At 74.4% G+C, this 13,699-nt stretch carries 3 protein-coding genes and 3 pseudogenes; 2 read left to right on the top strand and 4 right to left on the bottom strand.

Annotated features, from left to right (window positions below):
* Positions 1 to 2: 2 nt before the first annotated feature.
* Positions 3 to 790, bottom strand: a pseudogene (locus tag ACEXOX_RS35520) (2,3-dihydro-2,3-dihydroxybenzoate dehydrogenase).
* 348 nt (positions 791 to 1,138) lie between these two features.
* On the opposite strand from ACEXOX_RS35520, the gene fhuB reads away from it, so the two are divergent.
* The gene (gene fhuB, locus ACEXOX_RS35515) at positions 1,139 to 3,283 is read left to right on the top strand and encodes a Fe(3+)-hydroxamate ABC transporter permease FhuB (RefSeq protein ID WP_406524962.1); all 2,145 of its coding nucleotides are present in this window, start codon (positions 1,139 to 1,141) and stop codon (positions 3,281 to 3,283) included.
* 60 nt (positions 3,284 to 3,343) lie between these two features.
* Positions 3,344 to 4,477, top strand: a pseudogene (gene fes / locus ACEXOX_RS35510) (enterochelin esterase); the annotation flags it as partial.
* A gap of 156 nt (positions 4,478 to 4,633) precedes the next feature.
* Here fes and ACEXOX_RS35505 read toward each other — a convergent pair.
* From ACEXOX_RS35505 to ACEXOX_RS35495, 3 genes and pseudogenes are all read right to left on the bottom strand, one after another.
* The gene (locus ACEXOX_RS35505) at positions 4,634 to 6,085 is read right to left on the bottom strand and encodes a DHA2 family efflux MFS transporter permease subunit (RefSeq protein ID WP_406524961.1); all 1,452 of its coding nucleotides are present in this window, start codon (positions 6,083 to 6,085) and stop codon (positions 4,634 to 4,636) included.
* Between the two features lie 4 nt (positions 6,086 to 6,089).
* A pseudogene (locus ACEXOX_RS35500) lies at positions 6,090 to 12,765 on the bottom strand (amino acid adenylation domain-containing protein); the annotation flags it as partial.
* Positions 12,669 to 13,667, bottom strand: a complete 999-nt coding sequence (locus tag ACEXOX_RS35495) for a condensation domain-containing protein (RefSeq protein WP_406524960.1) — start codon at positions 13,665 to 13,667, stop codon at positions 12,669 to 12,671. The gene ACEXOX_RS35495 and the pseudogene ACEXOX_RS35500, both read right to left, overlap by 97 nt.
* Positions 13,668 to 13,699: the final 32 nt, after the last annotated feature.

Below are 13,699 nucleotides of genomic sequence, written 5' to 3'. Positions count from 1 at the left end.
GGTCACCGCAGGGTGGCGCCGCCGTCGACGTACAGCTCCTGCATGGTGATGTGCCGGGCGCGGTCGGAGGCGAGGAAGACGACCGCGTCGGCGATGTCGGACGGATCGGCGATCCGGCCGAGGGGATGCCGGTGCGGTACGTCTGCGGGTCGCCGGCGATGACGCGGCGGGGTGCGTCGTCGTCGGTCCACAGCGCGCGTTGCATGGCGGTGTCGGTGGAGCCGGGCGCGACGATGTTGCAGCGCACGCCGCTGCGGGCGAGTTCGAGCCCCAGACATTTGGTGTACATGGCCGCCGCGGCCTTGGAGGCGGCGTACGCGGCCATTCCGGTTCGGGGCACGCCGGCGGCGTTGGAGCCGACGGTGACGATGCTCCCGGAGCCCCGTTCGACCATGTGCGGGGCGACGGCGCGGGACGTGTGGAAGACGCCGGTGGTGTTCACGGCGAAGGTGTCGGCCCAGTCCGCGTCGGACAGCTCGGCGGCGGCGCCGGGGCGCAGGATGCCGGCCACGTTCACCAGGACGGCGATCGGGCCGAGTTCGCGCTCGACGCGGGCGACGGTGGCGTCGACGGCGGTGCGGTCGGTGACGTCCATGGCTTCGGTGGTGACCGTTCCCGTGGCGCCGTCCTCGGTCGGCGGGGCCGCGGGTGCGGTGCGGTCGGTGGCCACGACGTGGGCGCCCTGTCGCGCCAGGGCGGCGGCGACCGCGGCGCCGATGCCCTGCCCGGCGCCGGTCACCAGCGCGATGCGCCCGGTGAATTCGGCGCGGCCCGGTATGTGCTCAGGCATGAGCAACCTCCCCATTTGTTAGGCAAGCCTAACCTAATATAGGACAGGCGCCCAGCCACTCCGCCATTCCGCCCGCACACTGCACAAATGGTTAGGCTAGCCTCACCTTATGCAAAAGCAGCGTACGGGTATAGCCGCCCCGCCCTCCGAACACGGCGCTTCGGGAGTCGCGTTGCCGGGCACGGTGGCGGAAAAGGATGCCCGCCCCCTGCGGATGACCCGCGCTTTGCCTCCGGGCCGCCCTCGACGGACCCCGACGGCGAACGCTCCGGTGAAGAGCGCTCCGACGACGAGCGTCCCGGCGGGGAGCGTCCCGCGGGCACCACACGCCGTACCGTCGCGCTCGCCGTGGCCGGCTTCACCGCCGCGGTCCTCGTCCTGGCCGCCGTGTCCCTGTGCGTCGGCGCCGGCGAGGTCGGCGCGAGCGGCGTCCTGAACTACCTGCTCGACCGCGGCGGCGCGCGCAGCGACCCGCGGCTGGCTCTCGTCGTCGGTGACCTGCGGCTGCCCCGTACGCTCACCGCCCTGCTCGTCGGCGGCGCGCTCGGCGTCGCCGGGTGCCTGCTCCAGGCCGTCACCCGCAACCCGCTCGCCGAGACCGGCCTGCTCGGCGTCAACGCCGGGGCCTCGTTCGGTGTCGTGGCGGGCATCGCGCTGCTGGGCCTGGACAGCGGCTACGCCTATCTCGTGTGCGCGTTCGCCGGCGCGGTCGTGGCCAGCGGTCTGGTGCTGCTCATCGCGGGGCGCCGGGGCGGCGGTTCGCCGATGCGGCTGGTGCTGGCCGGATCCGCGCTGGGTGCCACCTTCGGCGGGCTGACCAGCGTGATCGTGGTGAACTCGGCGGAGACCTACGACCGGTTCCGGTTCTGGGTGCTCGGTTCTCTCGCCGGGGTCGAGGGCTTCGGCGAACTCGGCCGCCTCGCGCCCGTCCTCGTCGTCGGGTTCCTGGTGGCGCTGCTGGTCGCCCGGCCGCTGTCCGCGCTGGCGCTCGGCGACGACCTGGCCCGCAGCCTCGGCCACCGGCCGCCGGTCATCCGTACCGTGGTGGCCGTCGGGGTGACGCTGCTGACCGCGGCCGCGGTGGCGCTGGCCGGCCCCATCTCCTTCCTCGGCCTGCTGGCGGGCTTCCTGGCCCGGGCGGTCGCCGGGACCCGGCTCGCCGCCCGGCTGCTGCTGGCCGGGCTGATCGGCGCCGCCGTACTGATCCTGGCGGACGTGGCGGCCCGGGTGGTCTCCCGCCCGTTCGAGGCGCCGGTCTCCGTGATCGTGGCGCTGATCGGCGCGCCCGTCCTCATCGGCATCGTCCGGTCCCGGCAGCTCACCGCGATGGGCATGACCGAACCGGCGACCGAGGAGCGCGCTTCGGGCAAGGCGGTGCGCGGCGTACTGCCCGCGCTGCGGGAGCGCCTGACGCGCCGTCCCCCGAAGCGCCGTACCGCGAAGCCCGGCCGGGTGCGTCCCGCCGACACGTTCGTGCTGCGGCGCGGCCCGCTCTCCTTCCTCGTCGCCCGGCGCGCCACGTTCGCGGGGCTGCTGCTGGCCGTGCTGCTCCTGCTGGCGGTGGTGCTGTCCGCGTACGCCGGGCAGAGCGACATGGGCGTGACCCGCACCTTCCAGGCGATCTTCGGCCAGGGCGACCGGTTCGACGTCCTGCTGGTGCAGAAGTTCCGGCTCGGCCGCATCGTGGCCGGGCTGGCGGCGGGCGCCGCGCTGGGGCTGGCCGGCTGCCTCACCCAGACGCTGGCCCGCAACCGGCTCGCCACCCCCGAACTGCTCGGCGTCAACGACGGCGCGACCGCCGCCGTCCTGCTGTCCGTCACCCTCAGCGCGACCGGCACGTTCGGCGCCTGGTGGGCGGGCCCGCTGGGCGCGCTGGTCGCGGCGGTCGTGGTGACGGTCGTCTCCGGAGGCCTCGGGCAGCGCGGCTACCGGGTGCTGGTCGTGGGCCTGGCGATGTCCGCGCTGGCGTCCGCCGCCACCCAGGTTGTCTTGTCCCGGCGCTCGCTCAGCTCGGCGAGTTCGCTGTACGTGTGGACCTCGGGCAGCCTCAACGGACGCAGCTACGCCGTCGCCGTACCCGTCCTCATCGGCCTGGCCGTCCTCGTCCCACTGAGCCTCGCGGCCGCCCGCCACCTGGGCGTACTGCGCTTCGACGACGCCACGGCCTCCTCGCTGGGCGCCGCTCCCGGCCGTACCCGCGCGGTGTGTTTGCTGCTGGCGGTGGCGCTGGCGGGGCTGGCCGTCGGGATCTGCGGGCCGGTCGGGTTCGTGGCGCTGGCGTCGCCGGTCATCGCGTCTCGGCTGGCGGGTCCGCTGCGGGTGCCGCTGGTCGGCACGATGCTGACGGGTGCGCTTCTGGTGGTGGCGGCCGACACGATCGGGCGAATCGTTTTCGCGGGGACGGAGGTGCCGGTGGGCGTCGTGACGACCGTGCTGGGCGGGCCCTTCCTGCTGTGGGTGCTGCTGGGCCGTTCGGCGGCGACCCGTGTCTGACGCACACGACGGACACGACGAACACTCCGCGCTGACGACGCTCCTGAAAGGGGTAAGCAAGTGACCGCTGCTGTCCGCAGCCCGCTGCTGCAAGAACTCGCCGCCGACGTGCGGGCCGGGCGGCCCGGCGCCGAGGAGGAGTTCTGGCGCCGCGCCGCGGCGGCCGGGACGCCGCTCGTGGAACCCGACCCGGACGGCGACCCCGGGCACGTCCTCGTCACGTTCCTGTGGCGGGACGACCCGGCGGCCCCGGCCACGGACGTACTGGCGCTCCTGCACACCGTCACCGACCGGGACCGGCACGCGGGCGACCTGACGCCGAACCTGATGACGCGCGTCGAGGGCACCGCGGTCTGGGCGCTCAGCCACCGGCTGCGCTCCGACCACCGCGCCTCGTACCAGTTCCACCCCGGCACCGGCCCGCGCGAAGACCTGCTGCGTACGGACCGCAAAGCGTGGCTGAAGGTCCTGGACAACGCCGTACCCGACCCCTTGAACACCGCGCCCGTCCTCCCGTCGCGGGACGGCCGCAACCCCGCCTCCGTCCTGGAACTGCCCGGCGCTCCGGCCCAGCCGTGCACCGGCCGCAGGCCAGGCGCGGCACGCGGCACGTCCGTACAGACCGAAGTGGACGGCCGCAACGTCACGGTGCACCTGCCGCCCGGCCACCGCGCCGACGGCGGCCCGTACGCGGTCGCGGTCCTGCTGGACGGCGAGATGTGGGGCCCGGTCCTCGGCGCCGGCGACCTGCTCGACAACCTGCACGCCGACGCCTCCGTGCCGCCCACGGTCGCCCTGCTCGTGGACACCATGGGGCGGCGGATGGAGGACCTCAGCTGTAGCGGGGAGTTCGTCGACTGGCTGGCGGACACGCTGCTGCCGTGGGCGGACACCGCGTACGGGACCGACCCGCGCCCGGAGCGCACGGTCGTCGCGGGCCAGAGCGCCGGCGGCCTGACCGCGGCATTCGCCGCCTTCCGCCGGCCGGACCGGTTCGGCCTGGCGCTCTCCCAGTCCGGCTCCTTCTGGTGGCCGGACGACGAGCGCGGCACCGAATGGCTAACGGGCCAGTACGCCACCGCCGAACGCCGCCCGGTACGACTGCGACTGGAGGTCGGCCTCCAGGAGTGGATGCTCCTCGCGGAGAACCGCCGCCTGCGCGACGTCCTGCGGGCGCGCGGCTACGACGTGTCGTACGAGGAGTTCAACGGCGGGCACGATTACGCGTGCTGGCGTGGGGGCTGGCTACGGGGCTGGGGGCGCTGCTGTCCGGCAGCTGAGCCCCGGCCGACGCGCTGCGCCCCGGACCAGTGCGGGTCCGGGGCGCAGTCGTGTCTTGTGCGGCGCGGCTCAGCCCGCCCCCGAAGCCTGAGCCCCCTCCCCCGTTTCCTCGTCGAGGTCGTCGTCGAAGGGCGGCGGTTGCGGCGGGTTCTTCGGCAGTCGTACGGCGATGAGTGCGCCCACGGCGACCAGCGCGGCCGTCACCCATACCGCGACCCGGTACGGGCCCGGGCCGGTGCTGGCCGTGCCGTGGCCGCCGATCACGCCCGCGCAGACGGCGATGCCGAGGGCGCCGCCCAGGGTGCGCACGATCTGGAAGAGGCCCATCGCGCGGCCCATGTCGGGCGGTGCGACGTCCTCGAAGCCGGCGAGCTGGACGGTGAGGACGGCCGTGCCGAGCACCAGGCCGATGGCGAACATCAGGCCCCGTACCAGCCAGGCGTTGTCCGCCGCGCCCGGCGCGGCGAGGGCTGCGAAGACCACCGCGGCGAGCAGCAGGGCGGGTACCGCGAGGCGGCGCGGGCCGATGCGCGGCAGCAGCCGGTCGACGACCTGGGAGGCGAGCATCAGGCCGATTGCCTCGGGGAAGACGCTCAGGCCCGCGTCCAGGGCGGAGGCGCCCAGGGCCGCCTGGTAGAGCAGCGGGAAGACGAACAGGACGCCCATCAGGCCGGCGGCGGTGAGCACGGCGAGCGCGGAGGCCGTGCCGTATGCCCGGCCGGCCAGCAGCCGGAGTTTCAGCAGTGGCTCCGGTGTACGGAGCTGGTGGACGACGGCGGCCACCGTCAGCACCACGCCGAGTACGGCGGCGGCCGCCACGGCGGGTTCCGTCCAGCCGTGCGAGGGCCCGAACCCCAGCGCGTAGGTGAGCAGTCCGAGGCCGGGGGTGGCGAGCCAGAACCCGGCCCGGTCGAACGGTCCCGGTACGCCCTCGACGTGCTCGCGCAGCCCGAGGACGCCGAGCAGGACGGCGGCGGCGCCGATCGGCACGTTCACGAAGAACAGCCAGTGCCAGGACAGGTGCTGGGTGAGGAAGCCGCCCAGCGGCGGGCCGAGCGCGGGCATCAGGGCCGTCGGCACGATGAGGACCTTGGACAGCTTGGCCCGTTCGTGCGGCGGGAAGGCGCGGAACAGCAGGGTCATGCCGACCGGGGTCAGCAGGCCGCCCGCCAGGCCCTGCACCGCCCGCGCGACGACCAGCGCGGGCAGGTTCGGCGCCAGGCCGCAGGCGGCCGAGGCGGCGGTGAAGACGGCGAGCGCGCCGAGGAAGACGCGTTTGGTGCCGTAGCGGTCACCGAGCCAGCCGGCGACCGGCAGGGCCAGCGCGAGGGCGACGAGGAAGGCCGTCTCGACGGTGTTGGCCGCGGAGACGGGCTGGCCGAAGTCGCCCGCGATGGTGAAGAGGGCGGGGTTGACGATGGTCGAGTCGAGGCCGTTCATGCACATGGCGGCCGTGTAGACGAGGACGACGGCGGTCCTCGGGTTCAGCCGGGGCGGTGCGGCGGCGGGTGCGGTGGTCATCGGGTCACGCCTCCAGTTCGGTGAGGCGGGCGGCCACCACGCGCGCGATGTGCGCGATGGGCTCGGGCAGGGTCATGTCCTTGTGGGAGCACTCGACGTTCGTGTTGTCGATGCGGCCGGTGACGTAGGGCGTCCAGGTGTCGGGGGTGAGGGTGTCGTCGATGGTGTCCACCACGGCCCGGAAGAAGAGCACGTCGCCTCGGAAGACGCGGTGGTCGTAGGCCCGTACGAGGTCGTTGGTGTTGAGGTAGATGGCGCCGAGCGCCTTGATGGTGTCCGTGGAGAGGGTGGACAGCGGGCTGCCCTCGCGTTGCAGGACCTCCACCACGTTGGCGGTGGTCAGCGGCTTGCCCTCCAGGCTGTCGGGCCCATAGCCACCCATGGTGAGCAGCGATTCGAGCGCTTCGGCCTCGTCGGGTACGGGCAGGTCGCGGAAGCCCTCGGCCGGGTAGGCGTCGAGGATGGCGAGGAGTTCGACCTCGTGGCCCTCGTCCTGGAGGTGGGTGGCCATGGCGTGCGCGATGATGCCGCCGGTGGACCAGCCGAGCAGCCGGTACGGGCCTTCGGGCTGCACCTCGCGGACGCGTGCGGCGTAGTGGGCGGCCAGTTCCTCCAGGGTGGCGGGCAGCGGCTGGTCCGCGGTGGCGGCGCCGACGCCCTGGGCCTGGAGTCCGTAGATCGGTACGTCGGCGGGCAGATGGCGGATGAGTCCGGCGTAGCACCAGCTCAGGCCGCCGGCCGGGTGGACGCAGTGGACGGGGCGCGGCCGCCCTCCGCACTCGGGGCGGCGGGGCGCAGCGGCAGCAGCACGTCGAGCGGGTCGTCGTGGCGTACGGCGTCCAGGGCGGCGTCGAGCGCCGCGACGGTCGGTGACTGGAAGACCGTACCGATGGACACCTCGGTACCGAGTACGGCCTTGACGCGGCCGGCCAGCCGGACCGCGAGCAGCGAGTGCCCGCCGAGGTCGAAGAAGTTGTCCTCGACGCCGACCCGGTCCAGGCCCAGCACCTCGGCGAAGACCGAGCAGAGCAGTTCCTCGCGGGGGTGCGGGGCGCTCGGCTGGTGGCGACCGGGCGCTCGGGGGCGGGGAATGCTGCGCGGTCGAGCTTGCCGTTGTTGGTCAGCGGCAGCCGGTCGAGGAGGACGACGGCGGACGGGACCATGTGGGCGGGCAGTTCGGCGGCGGTGTGGTCGCGCAGGGCGGCGGGGTCGGGGGTCTGCCCGGCGGCGGGAACGGCATAGCCGACGAGCCGCTTGTCGCCGGGGACGTCCTCCCGTACGACGACGGCCGTGTCCGCGACGGCGGGGTGCGCGGCGAGCACCGCTTCGATCTCGCCCAGCTCGATACGGAAGCCGCGCAGTTTGACCTGCTGGTCGGCGCGGCCGAAGTACTCCAGGGCGCCGTCGGTACGGCGCCGGGCGAGGTCGCCGGAGCGGTACATGCGGCTGCCCTGCTCGCCGAAGAGGTGGGCGTACGGGTCGGCGACGAAGCGGGTGGCGGTCAGGTCCTCGCGTCCCAGGTAGCCGCGGGCCAGGCCCTCGCCCGCGACGTACATCTCACCGGTGACGCCGGGCGGTACGGGCTGGAGGCGGTCGTCGAGGACGTAGACGCGCAGGTCGGGGATGTTGACGCCGATGGTGCTGGAGGTGGCGCCGGCGGCGGTGGCGCGGTCGAGGGGGAAGTACGAGACGTGCACGGTGGTCTCGGTGATGCCGTACATGTTGACCAGGACCGGCGCGTCGTCGGCGTGCCGCTCGTACCAGTCGTCGAGCCGCGCGAGCTCCAGCGCCTCACCGCCGAACACCACGTACCGCAGGGCCAGTTCGGAGCCGTCGCTCTCGCGGTCGGCGGCGGCGAGCTGGTAGAAGGCGGACGGGGTCTGGTTGAGGACGGTGACCTGCTCGGTGGCCAGCAGCTGCCGGAAGGCGTGCGGATCGCGGCTGGTCAGGTGCGGTACGACGACGACCTTGCCGCCGTACAGCAGCGCGCCCCACAGTTCCCAGACGGAGAAGTCGAAGGCGTAGGAGTGGAAGAGCGTCCAGACGTCGTCGGGGCCGAAGCCGAACCAGTGGTCGGTGGCGGTGAACAGGCGGGTCACGTTGTGGTGGGTGACGACGACGCCCTTGGGGCGGCCGGTGGAGCCCGAGGTGTAGATGACGTACGCGGCGTCGTCGGGGCGGAGCGGCCGGGTGCGGTCGGCCTGGCTGAGCGGCGCCGCGTCGTACGCGTCGGCCGCGCCGCCGTCCACGGTGATCAGCGGCAGGGTGTGGGCCGGGAGGCGGGGCGCGGTCGCCGTGTCGGTGATCAGGGCGGCCGGGGCGGCGTCGCCGAGCATGTAGGCGAGGCGGTCCGCCGGGTAGTCCGGGTCGAGCGGCAGGTAGGCGGCTCCGGCGAGGGAGACCGCGAGCAGGCCGGTGACCAGGTCGACGGAGCGCGGCAGGGCGAGGGCGACGATGGAGCCGGGGCCGATGCCGCGGGCGGCGAGCAGCCGGGCCAGGCGGTGGGCACGGGCGGAGAGTCCGGCGTAGGTGAGGGACTGCCCGTCGCAGCTGACGGCGGTACGGCCGGGGTGGCTGCGGGCGGCGGCCTCGTAGACCTCGGGGAGCGTGGTCGCGGGGCGGGTGGCGAGGGGTTCGGCGGGGGTGTTCCACGCGACGAGGGCGCGGTGGCGTTCCTCGTCGCCGAGCAGCGGCAGCAGGCCGAGGGGGTGTCCGGTGCGTCGGCGGCCGCGGTGAGCAGCCGGGCCAGCCGGTCGGCGAGGCCCTGTACGGTCGCGCGGTCGAAGAGGTCGGTACGGAACTCGAAGAAGCCGCCGATGCCGCCGCCGGGCTGCTCGCCCGCGTTGAGGGTGAGGTCGAACTTGGCCGTGCCGGACGGCACGGCGGTCAGCCGTGCGGTGGCCTGCGGGCCCAGCGCGAACGCGGCGTCCGGTACGGACTGCCAGGCGAGCATCGTCTGGAACAGGGGGTGCCGGGCGAGCGAGCGCCGCGGGTTCAGCTCCTCGACGAGGTGGTCGAAGGGCAGCGTGTCGTGCTCGTACGCGGCGAGGGTGGCGGCCCGTACCCGCTCCAGGAGTGTGCGGAAGGCGGGGTCGCCGGAGGTGTCGGTGCGCAGCACGACGGTGTTGGTGAAGAAGCCGACGAGGGCGGCGGTGGCGTCGTCGGCGCGGCCGGCGACGGGCGTGCCGAGGGGGATGTCGGTGCCGCAGCCGTGCCGGGTCAGGAGGGCGGCGAGGCCCGCCTGCACGGTCATGAAGACGCTGGTGCCGGTGGTACGGGCGAGGCGCTGGAGGGCGGCGTGGGCGGCGGTGTCGAGGGTGAAGGGGACGGTGTCGCCCGCGTGCGAGGCGACGGCCGGACGCGGCCGGTCGGTGGGCAGGTCGAGCTGGTCGGGCAGCCCGGCGAGGGCCTGCTTCCAGTGCGCGAGCTGGGCGGCGGCGAGCGGGGTGGGTTCGGCGGGTGTGCCGAGGAGCTGCTGCTGCCGGGCGGCGTGGTCGGCGTACTGGAAGGGCAGCGGCGCGAACTCCGGGTCCCTGCCCGCGTGTCTGGCGGTGTAGGCGGTGGCGAGGTCGCGGGCGAGGGGCGTGGTGGAGGCACCGTCACCGGCTATGTGGTGCAGCAGCAGGAGCAGGGTGTGGCGGTCGGGGCCGTCGCTGAACAGCGTGGCGCGGAGCGGGGGTTCGGTGGCCAGGTCGAAGCAGTGGCGTACGGCCTCGGTGAGGTCGTCGGCGCCGGGCTCGGCGAGGTGCACCTCCGGCTGCGCCAACGGGTGCTCGGCGGGAAGAATGCGCTGGTAGGGCTGCTCCTCCCCGCCGTTGTCAGTGGTCGGATACACCGTTCTGAGCGTCTCGTGGCGAGCGGTCAGGTCGCGCAGGGCGCGCTGGAGCGCGCCACGGTCGACCGGTCCGTCGATGCGCAGCACGAGCGGGATGTTGTAGGTGGGGCTGGGGCCTTCGAGCCGGTGGAGGAACCAGAGGCGCTGCTGGGCGGGCGAGAGGGGAGGTGTCCGGTGCGGGGAATGGGAGACGCGGGCAGGACGGTGGGCGGTTCGCCGTCGCTGTCGCCGCCCGCCGGTGCGGCGGAGTGGACGAGTGCGGCGAGTGCGGCCGGGGTGGGGTTGCGGAAGACGTCCGCGGTGCTCACGGGCGCCTGGAAGATCTCCCGCATACGCGCGGCCAGGCGGGCGGCCAGCAGCGAGTGACCGCCCAGGTCGAAGAACCCGGCGTGCGCCGGGGGCTGGTGTCCAGTGAGAGGAGGTCGGCCAGCAGACCGCGGATGATGTCGGTGTGCGGGCTGTCGGTGACGGTGGTGGTGTCCGTACCGCCGGGCCCGGTGCCGGAGCCGGTTCCGGTGCGGCCCGTGCCCGCGCCGCCGCCGTCGGCTCCGCCGTCGCCGGAGCCGGGGACGCCCGGCTCGGGGTCCGGCAGGGCGCGGTGGTCCAGCTTGTCGTTGGCGGTGCGCGGCAGTTCGGCGAGCAGCGTCACGGTGGCCGGGACCATGTGTGCGGGGAGAGCGGCGGCGAGGTGGGCGCGGAGGGCTGCGGGGGTGGGGGCGGGGGGCCCGGGGGGAGCGTCCTGTACAGCTTCCCCGCCGTCCGCCCTCAGTACCGCGTACGCCTGCAAGCGCTTGCCCTGCGGTGTGTCGCGGGCGATCACCGCGGCCTGGGCGACGGCCGGGTGCTGGGCGAGGGTGGTCTGGATCTCGCCGAGTTCGATGCGGAAGCCGCGGATCTTGACCTGGTCGTCGCTGCGCCCCAGGAACTCGACCGTGCCGTCCGGCCGGCGCCGTACGAGGTCCCCGGTGCGGTACATCCGGCTGCCGGGCGTGCCGTGCAGGGCGCCGTACGGGTCGGCGACGAAGCGTTCGGCGCTCAGGTCGGGGCGTCCGAGGTAGCCGCGGGCCAGGCAGGCGCCCGCCACGTACAGTTCGCCGGTCGCGCCGTCCGGCGTGGGGCGGAGACAGGCGTCGAGGACGTAGGCCCGGGAGCCGCGCACCGGCCGCCCTTCGGGGGCCGCGGTGCCCACCGTACGGCCACCCGCCGCGGGTGCCGTGGGCGCCGCGGACGGCGCGGACGGCGCGGACGCCGAAGACGCCGCAGGCGCCGTCCAGTAGTACGCGTCGACGGTCGTCTCCGTCGGCCCGTACAGATTGACCGCGTGCAGCCCGCCGGTCGTGGTCAGCCGTTCCCACAGCGGTACGGGTACGGCCTCGCCGCCGACGACGATCACGGCCGGGCGGTGCTTCCCGTCGTCCAGCAGCCCCTCGGCGAGGAGGGCTTCGGCGTAGGACGGGGTGACGTCGAGGTAGTCGACGCGGTGCTCGTCCACGTACCGGGCGAGGGCGGCGGGGTCGCGGTAGGCGGTGTCGTCGAGGAGGTGCAGTTCGTGGCCGTGGACCATCCACAGCACCGGGTCCCAGGACGCGTCGAAGGCGAACGAGGCGCTGTGCGCGACGCGCAGCCGTTCCCGGCCGGTGCGGGCGACGGCGGGGGCGACGTGGTCGCTGCCGTGCCCGGCGTACAGGTTGGCGAGCGAGGCGTGGCTGACGACGACGCCCTTGGGGCGCCCGGTGGAGCCGGAGGTGTGGATGACGTAGGCGGCGTGGCCGGGCGCGATCGGTACGGCGGGTGCGCTGTCGGGCTGCGCGGCGAGCGCGTCGGCGGTGGCGGTGTCGTCCAGCGCGAGGACGGGCAGCCCGTGCGCCGGGAGTGCGGCCAGCGTCGCGGTCGTGCCGACGACGCACACCGGGCGGGCGTCTTCGAGGACGGCCAGGGTCCGGGCGGCGGGGTGCCCGAGGTCGAGGGGCTGGCAGACGCCGCCCGCCTTCAGGACGGCGAGCAGCGACGTCATCATGCCGGTGCCGCGCGGCAGGGCGAGGGCGACGGGGCGTTCCGGGCCCGCGCCGCGGCCGGCCAGCAGGTGGGCCAGGCGGTTGGCGGCGGCGTCCAGTTCGGCGAAGGTGAGCGCGGTGTCGCCGGTGCGGACGGCCACGGCGTGCGGGGTGCGGGCGGCCTGGGCGGCGAAGTACGCGGGCAGGGTGCGGTCGGCGGCCGGTTCGTCGCGGCCGGTGGTGGCCCGGCGTACGGCGTCGGCGTCCAGCAGGTCGATGGTGCCGACGGGGCGGTGCGGGTCGGTCAGCAGGAGGTCGGCGAGCCCGTCGAGGTAGCGCAGGAACGATTCTCGATGCCGGTCGAGTTCGTCCGCCGCGTACCGTGCGGTGTGCGCGTCGAGGCTGATGCGCAGCCCGCCGTCCGCGTCGGGCGAGGCGGTCACGGCGAGGTCCTCGACGGGGCCGGCGGCGAGGTTGTGGACCGTGCCGGGCAGGCCTGCGAAGTCGAGGCCGCCGTCGAACGGCTTGATGTTGACCATGGGCCCGGTCAGCGGCGCGGCGGCCGAGGAGAGCGCGAGGTCGCGGCGGATGTCGGCCTGCGGGTAGCGCTGGTGGCGGCGTACCGCGCGCATTTCGAGGACGATGCGGCGCAGCAGTGCCGCGCCGGTGTCCTGGGGGTGCACGGCGATGCGCAGGGGCAGGACGTTGACGGTCATGGCCGGGGTGCGCAGCGCGGCGGGGCCGCGGCGGTTGGTCAGCGGCAGGCCGAGTACGACGTCCTCGGTGCCGGTGAGGCGGTGCAGGTGGCCGGCGGTGGCGGCGATGACCAGTTCCGCCCAGGTCGCCTTGACGGCTTCGGCGGCGCGGGTGAGCCGGTCCAGGGTGGCGGCGGGCAGGTCGGTACGGGTGCGGAGGACGTCACCGGCGGCGATGGCGTCGGCGAGCGTCGCGGCGGAGAGGGCCGTACCGGCCGCCGTGGAACGTGGCGCATCGGTGGTACCAGCGCCCCGGCCCTCCCGGCCCCCGCCCCGCTCGCCGGAGTCACCGGTTCCGGCCGTCCCGCCATCCGCGCGGTCCAGAATTCCCGGTCGGCGGTGTACTGCTCGCTCTCCAGGTACCGCGTCTCCTCCTCGACCAGGTCGCGCAGCGGCGCGAACCGGGTGGCCGCGGGCTCCTGCCCGGTGGCGAGGGCGGTGTAGAGCTCGGCGACGCGGCTGCCGACGAGTTGCAGGGCGTAGGCGTCGACGGCGATGTGGTGCACCCGCTGGTACCACCAGTAGCGGTCGTCGGCGACACGGAAGAGGGCCTGGGTGGTGAGCTGTCCGGCCTCACCGAGGTCGGCGGCGCGGGTGAGGTCGGTGTGCATCCAGTCGCGGGCCGCTTCTTCGGCGGGCCGGCCGGCGTCGCGCAGGTCGATGCGGTGCAGCAGCCGTTCCGGGTCCGGCGGAAGGACGCGCTGCCTCGGCTCGCCGTCCGTCTCGCTCACACACACGCCGAGCGTCTCGGCCTCGGTGACCGTGCGCAGCAGGGCGCGTTCGAACAGCGTCTCGTCCAGGGTGCCCTGGATCTCGACGACGTCCGCCGTGTTGAGTGCCGGGCTCTTGGGATTGATTTGACCCGCGTAATGAATGCCGGCCTGCGCGCTGAGCAGAGGGAATTCCGCGGGTCCGGCGGGGCGTGGTGTTCCCGGCGCGGGAGCGCTGGGGCGCGAAAGTGCCGCGGGGACTGCCTGGTCGACCGGACGCTGATGCATGTGTGTGACAACTCCCAGGGAGGAACCGAGCT

Source organism: Streptomyces sp. Ac-502 (genome assembly GCF_045222935.1).
Classification (GTDB): Bacteria; Actinomycetota; Actinomycetes; order Streptomycetales; family Streptomycetaceae; genus Streptomyces; species Streptomyces monomycini.
Note: the sequence above shows the minus strand (reverse complement) of the source record. Positions and strands in the feature narration are given on the sequence as shown.